We start from the raw sequence: 18,089 nt of genomic DNA, 5'->3' as shown, positions 1-18,089 counted from the left end.
CACGCTAGGGCCATACCGCGCTATGGGGCGGGGCGGGCCCGTTCAGGCAGCCAGTGGTGCGATGCCGCGCGAGGTGTCGTTGCCGCCCCCTTCCTCCTGCATGATCAGTGCGACGCCACGCCGCCTGGCCGCAGCCATGCCGATATTGACGGCGATTTCGCGATCCTCGCAGTGCACCAGGCCCTTGCGGGCACTTTCGACCGTCAGTTCCCAGCCTTGCGCCGTCTGCCTGATCAGGAAGTTCGCAGCCATGGGTCGCTCCGTCGTTGGTGTTCTTGCAGCGTAGTGCATGGGCCTGCCAATGAAATCGGCGTCAGTCCGATAGCGTGCGGGCACTTCTCCTACACCAGGATAGGGACGGTCAAATCCAGGCGACGTGCATGACACACAATAATCGCGGAAATATGATTGTTGATGCATGTCATGGTTATAACTCCCCGATCGATCCAAAAATCCTCCTCGACTACGAGAAACCTGAGCCCCGGACCCGCGAGAAACCGTGCCGCGCACGGTGACACGCCGGGTCATGATTATCGGTGACAGGCCCGCGCAAGCCGGATCAGCCACCGGCCCTTTGCCCGCGCCCATTTCCGATATATCTCCAGGAGGAGACCATGGATGTACACGATATCGCCGGCACGGCTGTGGCCGGCTCACCGGCTCCGGTTCCGCGCGCCAGGCCCCCGCTTCCCGGCAAGAGCATGCTGCAGGATATGGAGCAGATCCGCCTGGCGATCGAGATGATCGGCCTGGGCGCCCGCCTGCAGGTGCTGGAGTCCGAAGTGTCGCTGCCACGCCTGCGCCTGATCCGGCTGTACAAGGAGCTGTGCGGGGTGTCGCCGCCCAAGGGCATGCTGCCGTTCTCCACGGACTGGTTTGTCTCCTGGCGCCCGAATGCCCATGCCTCGATGCTGCTTGGCGCCTACCGCTTCATGACCAGCCGCGGCAGCCTGGACGGGATCCGCGCGGTCTTGTCCAGCTACCGCATGTACCGCGAACAGCTGTGCGCCACCGGCGAGGCCTCGCAGCTGAGCTTTACCCGCGCCTGGACGCTGGTGCGCTTCTATGAGCGCGGCATGCTGCGGCTGGCGCGCTGCAGGGACTGCCGGGGTGAGTATGTCGTGCAGGCCGACGATGCGCGCCACCGCTACGTTTGCGGGCTATGCCTGCCGCCGGCGCGCGCGGGCAAGGGCCGCAAACCCGCGCCGGCTGCGTTGGCCGACTGACGCCGCGCAAGGCGTCCCAGTGTCTGCCGCCGCACAGTCCGGTGCACGGCAGGCTTCCATGATGAGTGCTACTGCCATCCAGGCCGCCGGCGTTTCAGGCCGGCCCCGCTTGTACCAGGGAGCCTCGCCCATGTTCAGGATCACTATGCTTGGAAAAAAGACCGGCGCGGCCGCGCCCGACATGAATGACCAACACAACGCAGCCGAAGCTCCCGCGCCGGCTGCGCCTGGCGAGCCGGGCAAGACGATGCCGGAACAGTTGGCGCAAAACCTCAAGACACAGGGCGATGCCATGATCCAGTACGGCGCGCGCCTGCTGGTGATGCGCGAGCTGCTGTGCTCGCTGACCACGTGCCTGCCGCCAGCGGCGCGCGCCAGCGCCGAGCAGCGCTTCCGCCAGCGCATCAACCAGTTGATGTCGCTGACCGACGACCATGTCCTGCCGGCGGAATTCCACCGCGCACTGCTTGCCGAGGTCAATTACTACCTGGGCGAATTGAAAAAACCCTGAGCAATGCCTGCCCGATAATCCCGCCGGTCATTATTGCAGGCGTGGCGGCACCGCCTGCGCGTATTATTGAGCGCGATTTTCCTTTCTCCGGATCGCACCCGGCACAGCCGGAAATGCCCTGCCCCGGTCAGGGCATTTCCGCGGAATCCCCAGGCGCTGCAATAATCTCCCCCTGTTTGCTACTGGTAGTAACCGTCATCGCCGGGCAGCGGCCGTCGTGCTACAGTGCGCCCTTCAGAGAAAGCTTGCGCAGCGACGCACAGCGCACTAACGCCGCCCCCTCAGCCGGCACATCGCCCGAATTATTGCCGCGCAGCCGCCTGCCCGGGGCCATTGCCCCAGCCGCCGCTGCCGCTCCCTAGGATCTTCATGAAACACCGGCTCCAGGCTGCGCTCACCATCGCAGTCTTCAAGCTCGTCGCCGCCCTGCCGTACAGTGTCACAGCACGCCTGGGAGATGCGATCGGCAAGCTGCTGTATCGCATCCCCAGCCGCCGCCGGCGCATCGTCCATACCAACCTGTCCCTGTGCTTCCCCGACATGGATGCAGACACGCGCGACCAGCTGGCACGGAACCACTTCGGCCACGTCCTGCGCAGCTACCTGGAACGCGGCGTGCAGTGGTTCGGCAGCGCCGAGCGCCTGGGCAAGCTGGTGGAACTGGACACCCGCATCGACCTGGCCTCGTGCGCGGAGCATCCGACCATCTTCATGGGCTTCCATTTCGTCGGCATCGAGGCCGGCTGCATGTTCTATTCGATGCGCCACCCGGTGGCCTCGCTGTACACCAAGATGTCCAGCGCGATGCTGGAAGAAATCTCGCGCACGCAGCGCGGGCGCTTTGGCGCCGAGATGATCCCGCGCAGCGGCAGCGGCAAGCAGGTGGTGCGCACGCTGCGCGCCGGCTGCCCGGTGATGCTGGCGTCGGACATGGATTTCGGCATCAACGATTCGGTGTTTGTGCCGTTCTTTGGCGTGCCGGCCTGCACGCTGACCTCGGCCTCGCGCCTGGCCAGCATGACCGGCGCGCGCGTGGTGCCCTTCACCACCGAAGTGCTGCCCGACTACCGCGGCTACCGGCTGCGCATATTCGACCCGCTGGAAGGCTTCCCCTCGGGCAGCGTCGAGGAAGATTCGCGCCGCATGAACGCCTTCCTCGAAACCCAGATCGCCACCATGCCGGAGCAGTATTACTGGATCCACCGGCGCTTCAAGAACCGGCCCGCAGGCATGCCGTCGGTCTACTGAGCCCGGATTATCCGGCGGCGCGGCGCCAGGCCTCCTGGATGTCCGCCACCAGCCGCGCCAGCTGGGCCGCATAGCGGGCATTGTCGCGGCTGCGCTCGCTCTCGTTGAACGGGAAGCTGATATTGAGCCCGTACAGCTGCTGGTCCGGCCCGGAGAATGCGGCCCCCACCGCCAGCAGGTGGCCGGGCTGGTAGGCCGCGGTGCAATAGCCGTGCCGCTGCGCCTGCGCAATGCTGCGCAGCACCTGCGCCCGCATGCCGGTCCAGGCCTCGCCCTGGCGCGCGGCGATGCCGGCCAGCAGATCCTCCCTCACCCCCTCAGGCTGCGCCGCCAGCCATGACAGCCCGATCGCCGTCATCTCCATCGGCACGCGTGTTCCCGGCACCACGCGCCGCGTGCGCGACACGCTGTCGCGGCTGTGCCGGATCGACGCCAGGTACACCATCTCCAGCTGGTCGCCCACGGCCAGCCCCACGTTGACCTTGCCGGCCTCGGCCACCTTGCGCATCAGCGGCAATGCAATGTCTGGCGCGCGGCTGGACTGGTGGAAGGCATCGGCCAGGCTCAGCACCACCGGCGCCAGCCGGTAGGCGCGTTCGTTCACGTCATAGCGCAGGAAGCCGGCATCCACCAGCGAGCGCGTCAGCCGGCTGACGGTGGGGCGCGGCAGGCCGGTGCGCACCGCCAGCTCGGCATTGGTCAGGCTGGTAGTGCCAACACGGAAGGCCCGCAGCAGCACCAGCCCGCGCTCCAGCGACTGGCTTCCCGCGGTGTCGCGGGTAAAGCGGCCGGTCTGGTGCGTGACGCGGCGGGTGGAGGGCTCTGGCAACACGGCGTCCGGCATCGCCAATAATTTCAGTTAGTGAAATTAGAGTATAGCGGTACGGCCGCGCGGCGCGAATACTGTGTCCATCCCGGCCCCCGAGCCGATCCACCACAGAGGAACGCCCCGCATGTCAGCCGACGCCAATATCCAAGTCACCCATGAAGGCCACGTCGCCCGCATCGTCCTGTCCCGCCCGCCGCACAATTTTGTCGATGCCGACATCATGCGGCGCCTGGCCGACACCCTGCAGGCGCTGGACGACGACGAGAACTGCCGCGCCATCGTGCTGGCGTCCGGCGTCAGCGCCTTCTGCGCCGGGGCCGACTTCAGCGGCGCCGACCAGGGCGCGGTAGCCAACGACCCGGGCGGCTTCTACGCGCATGCGATGAGGCTTTACCGCAACCGCAAGCCGATCGTGGCCGCGGTGGAAGGCGCCGCCATCGGCGCCGGCATGGGGCTGGCGCTGGTGGCGGACTTCCGCGTGACCTGCGCCGAGGCGCGCTTCAGCGCCAACTTCAACCGGCTGGGCTTCCACCCCGGTTTCGGCATGAGCCTGACGCTGCCGCGGCTGGTGGGCGAGCAGCAGGCCGCGCTGCTGTTCTATACCGGCCGGCGCATCACCGGCACCGACGCGGTCGAGATCGGCCTGGCCGACGAACTGGTGGAAAAGGCGCAGGTCAATGCCCGCGCCATGGCCCTGGCGCAAGAGATCGCCGCCTCTGCCCCGCTGGCAGTGGAAACCACGCGCGCCACGCTGCGCGAAGGGCTGGCCGACCGCATCGCCGAGATCAACCAGCGCGAACTGGCGATCCAGCACGGACAGTTCCGCAGCGAAGACTTCCGCGAGGGCGTCGCCGCCATGGCCGCGCGCCGCGCCCCTGTTTTCAAGCGCCGTTGAAGGAGTGGCCCCGATGAGCGAACAAGACACCCGCGCCACGCCGGCCGGCCCGCTGGACGGCATCCGCGTGCTGGACCTCACCGCGGTCGTGCTCGGGCCGCTGGCCACGCAGGTGCTGGCCGACTTTGGCGCCGACGTGATCAAGATCGAAGGACCCGAGGGCGACCTGATGCGCGCCAACGGCGTCTCGCAGCACGCCGGCATGAGCTCGATCTACCTGGCGCTGAACCGTAACAAGCGCTCGGTCGTGCTCGACCTGAAGACCCCCGAGGGCGCCGAGGCGCTGCGCGGGCTGATCGCCAGCGCCGACGTGCTGGTGCACAACATGCGCGTGGCCGCGATCGAGCGGCTGGGCTTCGGCTATGCCGAGGTGGCGCGCATCAACCCGCGCATCGTCTACTGCGTGGCCACCGGCTTCGGCCAGGATGGCCCGCACCGCGACAAGCCGGCTTTCGACGACATCATCCAGGCCGGCTGCGGGCTGGTCGCGCTGGGTTCCACCACCGGCGACCGCCCGGAGTACGTGCCCAGCCTGATCGCCGACAAGACCACCGGGCTGGCCCTGGCCAACGCCGTGCTGGCAGCCCTGCTGTACCGCGAGCGCCACGGCGTCGGCCAGTCGGTGGAGGTGCCGATGCTGGAGACCATGACCGCGTTCGTGATGGCCGAGCACCTGGGCGGCCTGACCTTCGAGCCCGCACCCACGGGCGCCGGCTACGCCCGCCTGCTGCAAGGCGGGCGCCGCCCCGCGCCGACCCGCGACGGCTGGATCTGCGCCCTGCCCTACACCGAGCGCCACTGGCAAGCCTTCTTCCGCGCGGTGGGCCGCGACGACCTGGCCGAGCGCTACGAGGTGGCCGACCGCGCGCAGCGCAACGCCAATATCCGCGCGCTGTACGGGCACCTGGCCGAACTGACGCCGGCGCGCACCACTGACGAATGGATGAAGCTGTTCGAATCGCTCGACATCCCCGCCACGCCGATCTACGGCCTGGACGCACTGGTCGACCATCCGCACCTGCGCGCCGTCGGCCTGTTCCAGGAAACGCAGCACCCCACCGAAGGCCCGCTGCGCGAAGTGCGCCCCGCCGCGCGCTTCTCGGCCACGCCGCTGTCGCTGCGCCGCCATGCGCCGGGGCTGGGTGAACACACCGCCGAAGTCCTGCAGGAACTGGGCCTCGCGCAAGGCGTCAGCCAACCATAACGAATCAGCAGGAGACAGGCATGAACTTTGAACTGGACGAAGAACACCGGATGCTCAAGGACCTGGTCGCGCGCTTTGTGCGCGAGCAGCTGATCCCGCTGGAACCCGCGGTGCTGGCGCGCGAAGCCGCCGGCGGGCAGATGACGCTGCTGCCGGAAGAACACGCGCGGCTTGACGCGATGTCGCGCGAACTGGGCCTGTGGGGCCTGGATGCGCCCACGGAGATGGGCGGCGCCGACCTGCCCACGGTGGCGATGGTGGGCGTCAACGAAGAACTGGGCAAGACCATCACGCCCTACGAACTGCCGCCGGACTCGCCCAACCTGCGCATGCTGATGCTTAGTGCCAGCGAGGCCCAGCGTGAGCGCTACCTGGCCCCTTACGCGCGCGGCGAGACCGTGTCGGCCATCGCCATTTCCGAGCCCGGCGCCGGCGGCGACCCCGCCATGATGACCACCCGCGCCGAACGCGACGGCGACCAATGGGTGCTCAACGGCCGCAAGATCTGGATCAGCCGCGCGGCACGCGCCGACTGGACCATCGTCATGGCCGTGACCGACAAGGCCAAGGGCGCGCGCGGCGGCATCTCGGCCTTTATCGTCGAGCGTGGCACGCCTGGCTTCCGGGTGGAGCGCCGCATCCCGATGATCGGCGGCGCATCGACTTACGAGGTTGTGCTGGAAGACTGCCGCATCCCCGCCTCGCAGCTGCTGGGCACCGAGGGCCAGGGCTTTGCACCGATGCAGGCGCGGCTGTCAACGCGCCGCGTGCAGATGGCCGCGTGGTGCATCGGCCGGGCGCAACGGGCGCTGGACATGATCTGCGAATACGCACCCCAGCGCCAGACCTTCGGCGCGCCGCTGGCGCAGCGCCAGGCGATCCAGTGGTGGGTGGCCGACGCCGCCACGCGCATCCACGCCTGCCGCCTGATGACCTATGAGGCCGCCAGCCGCATCGACGCCGGCGACGAGGCGCGCACGCAGGTATCGATGATCAAGGTCTTCGCCACCGAGATGGCGTGGGACGTGATCGACCATGCCATGCAGACCTTCGGCGCGATGGGCATGACCAAGGAGCTGCCGCTGCAGCAGATGGCCAACGAGACCCGTCTGATGCGCATCTACGAAGGGCCCAGCGAGGTGCACCGCTGGGTGATTGCACGCGACCTGCTCGGCTTGCGCCGTTAAGCCCCCATTTATCCCCTTGCACCGGCGGGAACACGCCGGGCATTCCACGCTCAGGAGACACCATGCAACAGGCCTTCCGTTCCCGCCGCCGCTTCATTGGACTGGCTGCCGCCGCACTGGCGGCCATCGGCACCGCTACGCCGCTGGCGGCGCCCGCCGCCGAGTCCGCCGACGCCTTCCCATCCCGCCCGATCCGCTTTATCGTGCCGTTCCCTTCCGGCAGCGGCACCGACACCACCGCGCGCATGTTCGCCAAGAAAATCGGCGAGCTGACCGGCCAGGGCGTGGTGGTTGAGAACAAGCCCGGCGGCAACGGCTTTATCGGCGTGCAGACCGCGCTGAACGCGCCGCCTGACGGCTATACGGTCTTTATCGGCAGCAATTCCACTCTGTCGACCAATGCCGCCACCTTCCGCAAGCTGCCGTATGACCCGTTGACCGACTTCGCGCCGATCACGCTGCTGTCGCGCGGGCCATGCGTGATCATCGTGCCGGCAAGCTCGCCCTACCGCACGCTGGCCGAGCTGCTGGAAGATGCCCGTAAGCGCCCCCGCGCGCTCAACTACGGCTCGGGCTCGATCTCCTACACGCTCTACTCCGAATGGCTCAACGAACTGGCCCGCATCAAGACGACCGCCGTGCCGTACAAGGGCGCGGGCGATGCCATCAACGGCGTGACGGCGGCCAATGTCGACTTCGCCGTGGTGGATGCCACCGGCGCCATCGAACTGGTCCGTGGCGGCAAGGTCCGCGCGCTGGCCTACACCGCGCCGCAGCGCTCGCCGCTGCTGCCGGACGTGCCCTCCATCGTCGAAGCCGGCCTGCCTGACTTCCTGGCCTACAACTGGGTGGCCGCTGCGGTCTCGGCAAAGACACCGCCGGCAGTGGTGAAACGGCTGCAGGACCTGTTTGCGCAGGCCGGCAACGCCCCGGATGTGCGCGAGTACTACACGCGCCAGTCGACCAAGCTGATCCTGTCGTCGCCGGCCGAGATGCTGCAGTACCAGAAGGACGAGATCCAGCGCTGGAAGCGGCTGGCAACGGTGGCGAAGATTCCGTTGCAGTAGCCGCTTGCGCGGGGCCTGGCGGCTCAGCCGCTGTGCTCGCGCAGCAGCACCGTCAGGCGCTGCGCCAGCGGCGACAGGTAGGCGCCCTCGCGCGAGATCACGCCGATGTTGCGGCGCAGGTCCAGTTCCTCCACGCCCAGCGGCAGCACGCGCAGGCCGTGCTGCATGGCATCGCCGCCTTCATTCGCGATGCTCAGCATCTGCGTGCCCTGCATCAGCGCAAACAGTGAACTGCTGCCAAAGTCGATCTCGATGCGCGGCCGCGGCTCCGGCAGGCCGCGCCGGCGGAACGCCGCGTCCACCTGCTGGCGCAGCGTGATATGCCCTTCGGGCAGCAGCCATTCCTGGTCCGCCAGGTCCGCCAGCCGCAGCTTGCGCCGCTGCAGCAAGGCGTGGCCCTCGTCCGCCACCACCACCAGCCGGTCATCAAAGAGCGGCTGCACCATCAGGCCGGTCGATGAAGCTGCCAACGGCGCCGGCGCCACCGCCACATCCAGTTCCCCCGCCGCCAGCAGGTCCAGCAGGTCGCGCGCCAGCCTGCGGCGCAGCCGCAGCCGTGCCACGGGACGCTCGCGCACTAGTTGCCGGCAAGCGCCCAGGATCACGCTGCCCGGGATCGACGGCGAATAGCCCACGCGCAGGATGCCCTGCTCGCCGGTGCGGATGCCCAGCATCTCCTTGATGCCGTCCTCGTATTCCAGCTGGATGCGCCGCGCCCGCTCCAGGAAGCGCGTGCCGGCGTAGGTGGCGGTCATGCCGTTGGCGGTGCGCTCGAACAGCGGCAGCCCGGCCTGCGTCTCCACCCGCTGCACCGCCTTGGTCAGCGCCGGTTGGCTGATGCCCAGCGCGTCGGCGGCACGGCCAATGCCGCCGTGCGCCGCCACGGCGAGGATGTATTCGATGTCCCGCGTCTCCATTGCATCACATTCCTGATGGTTATGACTTTATAGCCAACACGTCATTGTGGTGATGCCTGCCATCTTACAGACTACGGCGCACGAGCACACCTAAAAGCGCTCGCCAGAATCAACAGGCATCAACGGAGACAGCATGGGTTTCGCGTATTTCCTGCGCCGCGCCGCGCGCTACTGGGGCGACCAGCCCGCCATCCTCTACCAGGACCGGGAGGTGACGTATCGCCAGCTGGACGAACGCTCCACGCGCCTGGCCAATGCGCTGCTGGCACTGGGCCTGCAGCCCGGCGACCGCGTAGCGGTGCAGTCGCGCAACCGGCCGGAACTGGTCGAACTGGAGTGCGCGCTGTACAAGGCCGGCTTGGTCAAGGCGGCGCTCAACCCGCGCTTCACCGCGGCCGAGGCCAGCGACGTGGTCGGGAACTGCACCCCGCGCGTGCTGATCGCCGGCCCCGGCTACACCGGCTATGCGCGCACCACGGCGGGCTTCGGCAGCATCGAGACCTTTATCGCCATCGGCGATGCGCCGGCGGGCTATGTCGAATATGAAGCGCTGCTGGCCAACGCCGGCACCACATCGCCGGACATCACCCCTGCTGCCGACGACCTGGCCGTGCTGCACTTCTCGTCCGGCTCCACCGGCAAGATCAAGGCCGCCATGCAGAGCTACGGCAACCGCATGGCGGCGCTGCGCAAGATGGTGTCCGGCATGGACCGCCCGGCCCGCCCCGGCGACCGGCTGGCGCTGATCGGGCCGGTCACGCACGCCTCCGGCATGCTGATGCAGCCCTACCTGTACCAGGGCGCCACGCTGGTGCTGTTCGAAAAATTCGAGCCCGCGCACTTCCTGGCCGAGGTGGCGCGGCTGCGCATCACCCACGTGTTCATGGTCCCGGCCATGATCAACATGCTGCTGGCCGAGCCCACGCTGGCCCAGGCCGACCTGTCCAGCCTGAAGACCCTGGCCTACGGTGCCGCCCCGATGGCGCCGGCACGCATCCGCGAGGCATGGGAGCGCATCGGCCCGATCCTGTCGCAGGGCTATGGCGCCAGCGAATCGACCTCGGGCGTCACGCGCCTGTCCACCACCGACCATGCCGACGCCATCGCCAACCACCCTGAGCGCCTGGCCTCCTGCGGCCGCGCCCTGGGCGAGACCGAAGTGCGCGTGGTCGACGAGCACGGCAAGGAGGTTGCCGTGGGCGAGATCGGCGAACTGGTGATCCGCGGCGAAGACGTGTTCCACGGCTACTTCAACGAGCCCGCGCTGACGCGCGAGACCATCATCGACGGCTGGCTGCACACCGGCGACATGGCGCGCGTGGACGAGGCCGGCTACCTGTACCTGGTGGATCGCAAGAAGGACATGATCATTTCCGGCGGCTTCAACGTCTATCCGACCGAAGTGGAAGCCACGCTGTACCAGCACCCCGACGTGCTGGAAGCCTGCGTCATCAGCGTGCCGGACGACACCTGGGGCGAAAGCGTCAAGGCCGTGGTCACGCTGCGCCCCGGGCGCGAGGCCACCGCGCAGCAGCTGATCGCGCATTGCCGCGAGCGCATTGCCGACTACAAGTCGCCGCGCTCGGTGGACTTCGTCGCCGAGCTGCCCAAGAACGCCAGCGGCAAGCTGGCCCGCAAGATCGTGCGCGAACGCTACTGGCAAGGCGTCGGGCGCCGTGTGAATTGAAGGAGCCCGCCATGTTCGATCACCTGACCAATCCCGTACTGCTGGAAACCCGCGCCGGCATCCGCCGCTTTATCGACGAAGAACTGCGCCCGCTGGAACAGGAACTCGGCCTGGGCTCTGAAGACCCGTGGCCGCGCGAGACCCTGCGCAATGTCTGGCGCCGCTCCAGCGAGCTGGGCTTCTACGCCGCGTGCCTGCCGACATCGCTCGGCGGCAAGGGCCTGAACATCCAGGAGCAATGCGCCCTCAAGGCCGACCTTGCCGCCAGCGGCTCCACGCTGGCCGCGCACGTGCTGGGCGACCTGGGCGGCCCGCCGCGCGTAGGCAATATGCTCAAGTACGCCACGCCGGACCAGCTCAAGCGCTACTTCGAGCCCGTGATCCGTGGCGAGAAATCGACCTGCTTCGCACTGACGGAAACGCATTCCGGCTCCGACGCGCAAAGCATCAGGACCTCGGCCGTGGCCGATGGCGACGAGCTGGTCATCAACGGTGGCAAGCACTACATCAGCGGCGCGCCGTTCGCCGACTTTGCCATCGTCATGTGCGTGACCGACGCCACCACCACGCCGCCGGCCATCACCGCCGTGCTGGTCGACCTGGACCTGCCCGGCGTGACGGTAAGCAACGAGTACGTGCCGATGTCGGGCCAGCATATCGACGGCGACATCCGCTTCGAGAATGTGCGCGTGCCGCGCGCCAATATCTTTGGCGGCGAAGGCAACGGCTTCAAGCTGGGCATGTCGCGCATCAACGTGAACCGCCTGCTGCACTGCCCCAGCATGCTGGGGCTGGCCACCAAGGCATATGAGTCGTCGGTGGCATACGCCGGCCAGCGCCGCCAGTTCGGCGGGCCGATCGCGCGCTTCCAGGCCATCCAGCACATGCTGGCCGACATGGCCGCCGCGCTGTGGGCCTGCGAGAGCATGATCACGCATACCGCCGCGCTGGCCGATGCCGGCGCCGACCTGCGCATGAAGGCCGCGGCGTGCAAGCTCTTTGTCTCGGAGCGCTGCTTCGAGGTGGCGGACATTGCCGTGCAGATCCACGGCAATGTCGGCGTCACGCGCGGCCACCCGGTGGAGCAGACCTTCCGCAAGCTGCGCATGTTCCGCATCTTCACCGGCACCAGCGAGATCCAGCGCAACACCATTGCGCGCGCCATCCTGGAACCGCTGCAGCAGCAGAAGGCCTGACCGTGCCGGCGGCACGGTCGCCGCCGGCATGAAGACCATACGACAAGACCACGGAGACCACGCATGAACCGCCGAAACTGGCTTGCCACCGCCGGCGCCGCCGCGCTGGGCAGCCTGCTGCTGCCGGCCCGCGCCGCCAACACATCATCGAGCTACCCCAACCGCCCGATCCGGCTGATCGTTCCGTTTATCGCCGGTAGCACGCCCGACAACGTCGCCCGCACGCTGTCGGCGGAGCTGGGCAAGAAACTCGGCCAACCGCTGGTGGTCGAGAACATGCCCGGCGCCGGCGGCATCATCGGCGCCAGCGCGCTGCGCCGTGCCGCGCCCGATGGCTATACGCTGGGCATCCTGGCCAATACGCACGTGATCAACGTGCACATGTACCGCAAGATGCCGTATGACCCGGCGCAGGATTTCACGCCGATCACCGCCCTGTCCGGCGGGCCGTCCGCGCTGGTGGTGCCGGTCTCGTCGCCCTACAAGACCGCTGCCGAGCTGATCGCCGCCATGAAGAAGGCGCCGGGCAAGTTCAACTACGGCTCCGGCGGCAAGGGCAGTATCGCCCATCTTGCGGTGGAAACCATGCTGCACCAGACCGGCTGCGATGCTGTGCACATCCCTTACAAGGGCGCGCCGGAAATCATCACCGCCATGCTGACGGGACAAACCCAGTTCGGCATGCCGGTGCTCGGCACCGCAACACAGTACGTGCGCAATAGCCAGGTCAGGGTGCTCGCCGTCACTGCCGCCGCGCGCTCGCCGTTCTTCCCGGACGTGCCAACCATGGCAGAGGCCCTGCCCCCGGGCTTTGTCATCGACAACTGGAGCGGCCTGTTCGCACCGGCCAACTTCCCGGCCGAACTGGCGCAGAAGCTCCACGCCGCCGTCGGCGCCCTGCAGACGGCCGGTGTGTTCGATACCCAGCTCAAGGCCAATGCCGGCGAACTGCGCCGCAGCGCCTCGCCCGCGCAGTTCGGCACCATTGTCGCCAGCGACAACGCGCGTTACGGCGACCTGATGAAGTCGATCGGCATGGTCGGCGACCTGGGCTGAGCGCCCTGCCCGCGTCCGCCGCACGCTACCTTCCGCGCGTGCGGGCACCCCTTCTTCCCTTCTCCCCCCAAGGCCCTGTATGAAGCCAGAATGGTCCTGCCTCAAGGACGTCACCATCATCGACGTCAGCCAGTTGTTGCCCGGTCCGCACGCATGCAGCCTGCTGCGGCAACTGGGCGCGGATGTGATCAAGGTGGAGCAGCCCGGCACCGGCGACACCGCGCGGCAGCTTGGTCCGACGGTGTTTGCGCAGTTCAACCGCGGCAAGCGCTCGATTGCGCTGGACTTGAAGACCGATGCTGGCCGTGAAGCCTTCCTTGACCTGGTCCGCAATGCCGATGCAGTAGTAGAAGGCTTCCGCCCCGGCGTGATGGCGCGGCTCGGGCTGGGCTATGAAGCGCTGGCGGCTGTCAATCCGGCCATCGTGCTGTGTTCGGTCTCCGGCTTTGGCCAGACCGGCCCCTATGCCAGCCACGCCGGGCATGACCTGAACTACCTGGCGCTGGCCGGCTATTGGGCGACGCCGGTGCAGGTGCACGACAAGGTCTCGCGCCCGCGCGTGCGGGTGTCGGATTACGCTGCATCCGGCTACGCAGCGCTATCGCTTGCAGTGGCGATCATGAGTGCGCGCCAGAACGGACAGGGACAACATCTCGATGTCTCGATCCATGACGCGATCCTGTCGTGGACCGCTCACGGCGCGTGGGCCGCGCGCGGGCATGAGGCATCGCCGCAGGCATCCCCTACCGTGATGCCGGAGAATGATCTCTTCGAAACGCGCGATGGCCGGCATCTGGCGATGGGCATCCTCGAGAACAAGTTCTGGGTCAATCTGTGCGAGGCGCTGGGCGAAGAATTCCCGGCCCTGCGTGATCCGCGCTTTGCCACGCGGGCCGGGCGGTATGGGCACAAGGTGGAGGTCAATGATTTGATGGCGGCGGTGTTCCGTACACGCGATCTCGCCGAGTGGGAGGTGTTCTTCGAACCGTTGGACATTCCATTCTCGCCGGTGCTGGGGGCGACGGGTCTATTCCAGGATCCACATGTGCTGGCTCGGGGGGTGGTGCGGTCCGTGCCTGGGGAAGGCGGGATTGCTGTGAATTTTCCGGTGAGGTTTTCGTTGGGGTTACCAGAGGGGGAGGATTTTGTGGCTCAGGTGGGGGAGCACAACGCAGATAAACGCCGATCCCAAACCATCTGACCCCACAAATACCGGGCATGTCCGTTCAGTCGCGCGCCGACGTCCCTTTCAGCCGCCTGAGGAACCACCGCGCGGCGGGGCCCGGCGGCGCGTCCTTGCGATACACGGCAAACATGGCGATCGGCGGGGTTCGGGGCTGAAAGCTCTCCAGTCTCAGTGGCACCAGCGTGCCCTGGCCGAGATCCGGCTGCACTATCGCCACCGGCATATGTCCCCAGCCGAAGCCGGCGCGCAGGAATGCATGCTTCGCGCCAAGGTCGGCCAGGCGCCAGGTCAGGGGGGAGAACACGCCGTAGGCCCTTCCCTCGCTTAGCGTAGTCCGGTCCGTGAGCACCAGCTGGACGTGATCTTCCAGTTCGGCTGCCCGGATCAGCCTCTTCCTTGCAGCCAGCGGATGCTGCGGCGCCACGACCGTGACCATTGGCACATCGAGCAGCTTCTCGGCTTCCAGCGCCTCCGGAACCGCCGGCATGGAGCCGCTGATGCCAAGCCGGCAAACGCTCTCCAGCACCGGCCGCAGGACTGCCCCCAGCGCCTCGACGTACAGGCGCAGCGGCGTATGGGGAAAGGCTTCGCGAAACTCCCCCACGGCCCCGGTCAGCGACGCCATCGGATACATCACGTCCACGACCACCGACAACTCGGGCTCCAGCCCCTCCGCCATGGCACGTGTGCCTTGGACTTGAACCCATCCATGCCGCTGACCACCAGGCGCGCTTGCGCCAGCAAGGCGCTGCCCTGCTCCGTGAGGCGCGGATAGCGGCCGCCCCGGTCGAACAGGCGCACGTCGATCTGCGCCTCCAGGTTGGCCAGCGTATGGCTCACCACGGACTGCGCGCGCCGCAGCTTGCGGCCCGCCGCGGAGAAGCTTCCTTCGTCGGCGGCGCCAATAAAGGTGCGCAGCTGGTCCAACGAAACGCCATCGAGCATGTATCTACCCCATAGATGGATAGAATCTAGAAATATAGGCTACCGAGATGGATGTCAAGCGCCTACTCTCCCCTCATGCCATCTGCAAGGCCGCTTCACCACTTTCTCTATCGAGGACCCACCATGAACTCCAAGCACATCCTGTCGCATTCATCCCTTCCACTGATTGGCCGCATCCTTGTCGCCGCCATCTTCCTGGTCAGCGGCCTAGGCAAGCTGATGGCTCCGGGTGCCACCCTGGCTTACATCGGATCGCTCGGCCTGCCTGCGCCGACGCTGGGCTTCGCCGGCGCGCTGGTGCTCGAACTGGCAGGCGGTGCACTCCTGATTGCCGGCTATCGCACGCGCGCCGTCGCGGCAATGCTTGCCATCTACTCCGTGGCAACTGCGCTGATCTTCCATCATGCGCTCGGCGACCAGAACCAGATGTTCCACTTCCTGAAGAACCTGGCCATGGCCGGCGGGCTCCTGCAACTGGTGGCCAACGGCGCCGGCGAGTTCAGCCTGGACGAACGCCGCATGGCATCCACGCGGCTGGCCCATGCCAACTGATCTCGGCTGATACAGCCTTCGCTGCCTAAGGGCTAGCAGTCTCCACAGGGGAACATCATGAACAGCGCAGCAGCACTATTGAACCAGCATTTCGAATCGCTTGTGGACGATCACGAGCGGTGGAAGGAACTGATTGCCGACGACATCGTGTGGGATCTTCCCTACGCGCCGAGCCTGGGCCACCCGCGTCAACTGGCTGGCAGGGAAGCCGTCATCAGGCATGCCCAGTGGTTCATCGGCGAAGTATCCGGCTTTCGCTTCTTCGATGCGCAGGTCTCGGCACTGGCCGATCCAGGGATGTCCGTCGGCGTGGTGCGTGCCAAGGGCCTGATCCGATCGACCGGCCGGCCCTATGAACAGGAATATGTCGTCTTCCTGACCGTCAGGTACGGCAAGATCGCGCACCTTCGCGAGTACTTCAACCCGGTTCAGGCCGCAGTGGCGCTAGACGCGCCCATCGCCGTGGACTATGCAAGGAGCATTTGATGAAAGCCATACAAGTCGACGCATTCGGCGGCCCGCAGAACCTGGCACTACGCGAAGTCACCGATCTTCGCCCGGGGGACAACGAGGTGCTTATCGACATCATGTCGACGTCGGTGAATCCCATCGACTGGAAGATCGTGTCCGGCGCAATGCGCAGCGTGATCCCCGTACCGTTGCCGTTCACGCCCGGCGCCGATGCTGCCGGGACGGTGATCGCGGTGGGACGCGATGTCACGACCTTCGCCCCCGGTGACGAAGTGATGGGCTTCATCGGGATTGCCGGAGGCTACGCGACCCGCGCCGCCGTCAGCGCGGAGCGACTTGCGCGCAAGCCAGGGAAGGTGCCGCTGACTGAAGCCGGGGCAATCCCGACCGTCGCACTTACCGCATGGCAGGCGCTGTTCGAGCATGGCGGCCTTCGTGCAGGACAGAAGATCCTCATCCATGCCGCGGCCGGCGGTGTGGGCAGCGTAGCGGTTCAGCTGGCCGCCCTGGCTGGCGCCGAGGTGATCGGCACCGCCTCCGGTGCCAACCTCGACTACGTGCGTAGCCTGGGTGCGGCCACCGTGATCGACTATGGCGCGGAGGATTTTTCCCGCCGGGTCGCGGGGGCGGATATGGTTCTCGACCTGGTCGGTGGCTACACGCAGGACCAGTCGTGGTCAGTCCTCAAGCCCGGCGGCGTCCTAGTCTCCTGCGTCAGTCAGCCAGATATATCGCGTGGCCGTGCGTCAGGCGCGGAGGGCAAACGTTTCTCCACCCGGCCCGACGGCAACCAGCTCGCAGAGATCGCTGCCCTGTATGCGTCGGGCAAGCTGCGCACGCAGGTCGATTCGGTCTTTCCGCTCGACGAAGCATCGCACGCCATGAGCAGGAGCATGACCAGGCACGCAAAAGGCAAGGTCATCATCCAGATGGCGAACCAGCGATAGACATCCATGCCGACTACGCGAAGCCGCTGAACGTCACGCGGCTGGAGTGGTCATCGGGCCCGCTTAGTCCTTCAATCCTCCCCCTCTCTTCCTCCAGCTCTGTGCTGCCGCGGCGTACCGCGTTTCAAGACTCAGGGATTTCCTACTTACCTGAGTTACAGCAAGCTTCGCCCGCCCCCTCCGAATGCGACATCTCTTATCGCCTGCATGACGTCGGCAGGAAATACTGATTGCGTCATCGACGACTGAAGCCGCCTGTTTGCTCCGGCCAACGTTCCGGCCGAACAGATGCAGACGCTGCACGCCGCGCATGGGCGCCCTGCTACAGCGCGAAGAACTTACAGCGAGCACCCATCAAATGTCCTTTGCGTTACCCGCGCGGCCATAGGCGTGGTCAGGGATCATGGTTTATTGGGAATTATGGGATCGCAATAATTATTGAAATTCAATAATTCCAAATAAATGCACTATGCCAAACATTTATCGCCGCCCCGCTCTGGCCGACCGGATGACCCGGCAATTGCTGCACCACGCTCCGATCGACTGCTGCGGATCTGGAACTGATGAAGCTCGAACAGCTGGGTGGGTTGGCCACGGCGATCTTCGACCGCATCGCCTCGTCTGACGGAGACGCCCGCGGGTTGTTCTCCGCGGAGGCCGCCACCGTGTACTCCGCGTCAATCAGACGGGAAGTCCGTGTCGAGGAGGCACAGCCAGTAGTCAATGAACTGATGGCGACGAACTTGATCATGCGCAGGGGCCATGGCATCTATGGCGTCACGGATCCGTTCGTGCAGGAAATCTGGCTAGAGCGCAAGTCGATCGAAGGCAAGCTGTAATGCAAGCCGCGACCGCCCCCTATGGCCGGCATTGCCAGCACTGGCAAGGTCGGAATCGCAGGAACTGTCCATGGCAGCAATGACCCGGCCCTGCTAGATTGCCTCCCCACGTTACAAGCACTGTCT

18 protein-coding genes and 1 pseudogene are annotated in these 18,089 nt (G+C 66.7%); 15 read left to right on the top strand and 4 right to left on the bottom strand.

Annotated features, from left to right (window positions below):
- Positions 1-42: 42 nt before the first annotated feature.
- On the bottom strand, positions 43-252 hold the full coding sequence (locus CF68_RS30265) for a hypothetical protein (protein ID WP_035826259.1): 210 nt from the start codon (positions 250-252) through the stop codon (positions 43-45).
- A 362-nt stretch (positions 253-614) separates the two neighbouring features.
- Here CF68_RS30265 and flhC point away from each other — a divergent pair, with 362 nt between their 5' ends.
- From flhC to CF68_RS30250, 3 genes are all read left to right on the top strand, one after another.
- On the top strand, positions 615-1,226 hold the full coding sequence (flhC, locus tag CF68_RS30260; protein ID WP_035826257.1) for a flagellar transcriptional regulator FlhC: 612 nt from the start codon (positions 615-617) through the stop codon (positions 1,224-1,226).
- Between the two features lie 181 nt (positions 1,227-1,407).
- On the top strand, positions 1,408-1,737 hold the full coding sequence (locus tag CF68_RS30255) for a hypothetical protein (RefSeq protein WP_235205939.1): 330 nt from the start codon (positions 1,408-1,410) through the stop codon (positions 1,735-1,737).
- Positions 1,738-2,106: 369 nt separating this feature from the next.
- On the top strand, positions 2,107-2,985 hold the full coding sequence (locus CF68_RS30250; RefSeq protein WP_035826253.1) for a lipid A biosynthesis lauroyl acyltransferase: 879 nt from the start codon (positions 2,107-2,109) through the stop codon (positions 2,983-2,985).
- Between the two features lie 7 nt (positions 2,986-2,992).
- Here CF68_RS30250 and CF68_RS30245 read toward each other — a convergent pair whose 3' ends face one another.
- Positions 2,993-3,817 carry an IclR family transcriptional regulator gene (locus CF68_RS30245; RefSeq protein WP_235205944.1) on the bottom strand — a complete coding sequence of 275 codons (825 nt, stop codon included), beginning with the start codon at positions 3,815-3,817 and terminating at the stop codon, positions 2,993-2,995.
- A gap of 121 nt (positions 3,818-3,938) precedes the next feature.
- On the opposite strand from CF68_RS30245, the gene CF68_RS30240 reads away from it, so the two are divergent.
- The 4 genes from CF68_RS30240 (at position 3,939) to CF68_RS30225 (ending at position 8,167) form a co-directional block, all read left to right on the top strand.
- Entirely contained in the window at positions 3,939-4,709 is a 771-nt protein-coding gene (locus CF68_RS30240; protein WP_035826248.1) for an enoyl-CoA hydratase/isomerase family protein, read from the top strand.
- A 13-nt stretch (positions 4,710-4,722) separates the two neighbouring features.
- The gene (locus tag CF68_RS30235; protein WP_035826247.1) at positions 4,723-5,913 is read left to right on the top strand and encodes a CaiB/BaiF CoA-transferase family protein; all 1,191 of its coding nucleotides are present in this window, start codon (positions 4,723-4,725) and stop codon (positions 5,911-5,913) included.
- A gap of 20 nt (positions 5,914-5,933) precedes the next feature.
- The gene (locus tag CF68_RS30230) at positions 5,934-7,100 is read left to right on the top strand and encodes an acyl-CoA dehydrogenase family protein (RefSeq protein ID WP_035826245.1); all 1,167 of its coding nucleotides are present in this window, start codon (positions 5,934-5,936) and stop codon (positions 7,098-7,100) included.
- 62 nt (positions 7,101-7,162) lie between these two features.
- Positions 7,163-8,167 carry a tripartite tricarboxylate transporter substrate binding protein gene (locus tag CF68_RS30225; RefSeq protein ID WP_051591754.1) on the top strand — a complete coding sequence of 335 codons (1,005 nt, stop codon included), beginning with the start codon at positions 7,163-7,165 and terminating at the stop codon, positions 8,165-8,167.
- 23 nt (positions 8,168-8,190) lie between these two features.
- On the opposite strand, the gene CF68_RS30220 is transcribed toward CF68_RS30225, so the two are convergent.
- Positions 8,191-9,084 (bottom strand): LysR family transcriptional regulator, encoded by an 894-nt coding sequence (locus tag CF68_RS30220; RefSeq protein ID WP_035826243.1) that lies wholly within the window; start codon positions 9,082-9,084, stop codon positions 8,191-8,193.
- Positions 9,085-9,217: 133 nt separating this feature from the next.
- On the opposite strand from CF68_RS30220, the gene CF68_RS30215 reads away from it, so the two are divergent.
- The 4 genes from CF68_RS30215 (at position 9,218) to CF68_RS30200 (ending at position 14,224) form a co-directional block, all read left to right on the top strand.
- Entirely contained in the window at positions 9,218-10,771 is a 1,554-nt protein-coding gene (locus CF68_RS30215; protein WP_035826241.1) for a long-chain fatty acid--CoA ligase, read from the top strand.
- A gap of 11 nt (positions 10,772-10,782) precedes the next feature.
- Positions 10,783-11,967: an acyl-CoA dehydrogenase family protein gene (locus tag CF68_RS30210; RefSeq protein WP_035826239.1), complete on the top strand. Its 1,185-nt coding sequence runs from the start codon at positions 10,783-10,785 to the stop codon at positions 11,965-11,967.
- Positions 11,968-12,030: 63 nt separating this feature from the next.
- Entirely contained in the window at positions 12,031-13,023 is a 993-nt protein-coding gene (locus tag CF68_RS30205) for a tripartite tricarboxylate transporter substrate binding protein (RefSeq protein ID WP_035826236.1), read from the top strand.
- A 79-nt stretch (positions 13,024-13,102) separates the two neighbouring features.
- Positions 13,103-14,224 (top strand): CaiB/BaiF CoA-transferase family protein, encoded by a 1,122-nt coding sequence (locus CF68_RS30200; protein WP_035826234.1) that lies wholly within the window; start codon positions 13,103-13,105, stop codon positions 14,222-14,224.
- 25 nt (positions 14,225-14,249) lie between these two features.
- On the opposite strand, the pseudogene CF68_RS30195 reads toward CF68_RS30200, so the two are convergent.
- A pseudogene (locus CF68_RS30195) lies at positions 14,250-15,154 on the bottom strand (LysR family transcriptional regulator).
- A gap of 123 nt (positions 15,155-15,277) precedes the next feature.
- Here CF68_RS30195 and CF68_RS30190 point away from each other — a divergent pair.
- The 4 genes from CF68_RS30190 to CF68_RS30175 all read left to right on the top strand — a co-directional run bounded on the left by CF68_RS30190 (position 15,278) and on the right by CF68_RS30175 (position 17,963).
- Positions 15,278-15,706 (top strand): DoxX family protein, encoded by a 429-nt coding sequence (locus CF68_RS30190; RefSeq protein ID WP_035826231.1) that lies wholly within the window; start codon positions 15,278-15,280, stop codon positions 15,704-15,706.
- A gap of 57 nt (positions 15,707-15,763) precedes the next feature.
- Positions 15,764-16,192: a nuclear transport factor 2 family protein gene (locus CF68_RS30185; RefSeq protein ID WP_035826228.1), complete on the top strand. Its 429-nt coding sequence runs from the start codon at positions 15,764-15,766 to the stop codon at positions 16,190-16,192.
- Positions 16,192-17,124, top strand: coding sequence for an NADP-dependent oxidoreductase (locus CF68_RS30180; protein WP_035826225.1), 933 nt, complete (start codon positions 16,192-16,194; stop codon positions 17,122-17,124). Before CF68_RS30185 ends, CF68_RS30180 begins: the two co-directional genes overlap by 1 nt.
- 563 nt (positions 17,125-17,687) lie before the next feature.
- The gene (locus tag CF68_RS30175) at positions 17,688-17,963 is read left to right on the top strand and encodes a hypothetical protein (protein ID WP_035826223.1); all 276 of its coding nucleotides are present in this window, start codon (positions 17,688-17,690) and stop codon (positions 17,961-17,963) included.
- The last annotated feature ends 126 nt before the right edge of the window (positions 17,964-18,089 follow it).

Origin of the sequence: Cupriavidus sp. SK-4, assembly GCF_000611125.1 — a bacterium.
GTDB classification, from domain to species: domain Bacteria; phylum Pseudomonadota; class Gammaproteobacteria; order Burkholderiales; family Burkholderiaceae; genus Cupriavidus; species Cupriavidus necator.
This window is presented reverse-complemented; position numbering and strand designations above follow the sequence as displayed.

Excerpts from the sequence above, each read along its gene's own strand:
- CF68_RS30250 (WP_035826253.1), top strand. The coding sequence starts at position 2,107 with ATGAAACACCGGCTCCAGGCTGCGCTCACCATCGCAGTCTTCAAGCTC.
- CF68_RS30205 (WP_035826236.1), top strand. The coding sequence starts at position 12,031 with ATGAACCGCCGAAACTGGCTTGCCACCGCCGGCGCCGCCGCGCTGGGC.
- CF68_RS30220 (WP_035826243.1), bottom strand. The coding sequence starts at position 9,084 with ATGGAGACGCGGGACATCGAATACATCCTCGCCGTGGCGGCGCACGGC.
- CF68_RS30230 (WP_035826245.1), top strand. The coding sequence starts at position 5,934 with ATGAACTTTGAACTGGACGAAGAACACCGGATGCTCAAGGACCTGGTC.
- CF68_RS30255 (WP_235205939.1), top strand. The coding sequence starts at position 1,408 with ATGAATGACCAACACAACGCAGCCGAAGCTCCCGCGCCGGCTGCGCCT.
- CF68_RS30190 (WP_035826231.1), top strand. The coding sequence starts at position 15,278 with ATGAACTCCAAGCACATCCTGTCGCATTCATCCCTTCCACTGATTGGC.
- CF68_RS30175 (WP_035826223.1), top strand. The coding sequence starts at position 17,688 with ATGAAGCTCGAACAGCTGGGTGGGTTGGCCACGGCGATCTTCGACCGC.
- CF68_RS30215 (WP_035826241.1), top strand. The coding sequence starts at position 9,218 with ATGGGTTTCGCGTATTTCCTGCGCCGCGCCGCGCGCTACTGGGGCGAC.
- CF68_RS30225 (WP_051591754.1), top strand. The coding sequence starts at position 7,163 with ATGCAACAGGCCTTCCGTTCCCGCCGCCGCTTCATTGGACTGGCTGCC.
- CF68_RS30200 (WP_035826234.1), top strand. The coding sequence starts at position 13,103 with ATGAAGCCAGAATGGTCCTGCCTCAAGGACGTCACCATCATCGACGTC.
- CF68_RS30240 (WP_035826248.1), top strand. The coding sequence starts at position 3,939 with ATGTCAGCCGACGCCAATATCCAAGTCACCCATGAAGGCCACGTCGCC.
- flhC (WP_035826257.1), top strand. The coding sequence starts at position 615 with ATGGATGTACACGATATCGCCGGCACGGCTGTGGCCGGCTCACCGGCT.
- CF68_RS30185 (WP_035826228.1), top strand. The coding sequence starts at position 15,764 with ATGAACAGCGCAGCAGCACTATTGAACCAGCATTTCGAATCGCTTGTG.
- CF68_RS30235 (WP_035826247.1), top strand. The coding sequence starts at position 4,723 with ATGAGCGAACAAGACACCCGCGCCACGCCGGCCGGCCCGCTGGACGGC.
- CF68_RS30210 (WP_035826239.1), top strand. The coding sequence starts at position 10,783 with ATGTTCGATCACCTGACCAATCCCGTACTGCTGGAAACCCGCGCCGGC.
- CF68_RS30265 (WP_035826259.1), bottom strand. The coding sequence starts at position 252 with ATGGCTGCGAACTTCCTGATCAGGCAGACGGCGCAAGGCTGGGAACTG.
- CF68_RS30180 (WP_035826225.1), top strand. The coding sequence starts at position 16,192 with ATGAAAGCCATACAAGTCGACGCATTCGGCGGCCCGCAGAACCTGGCA.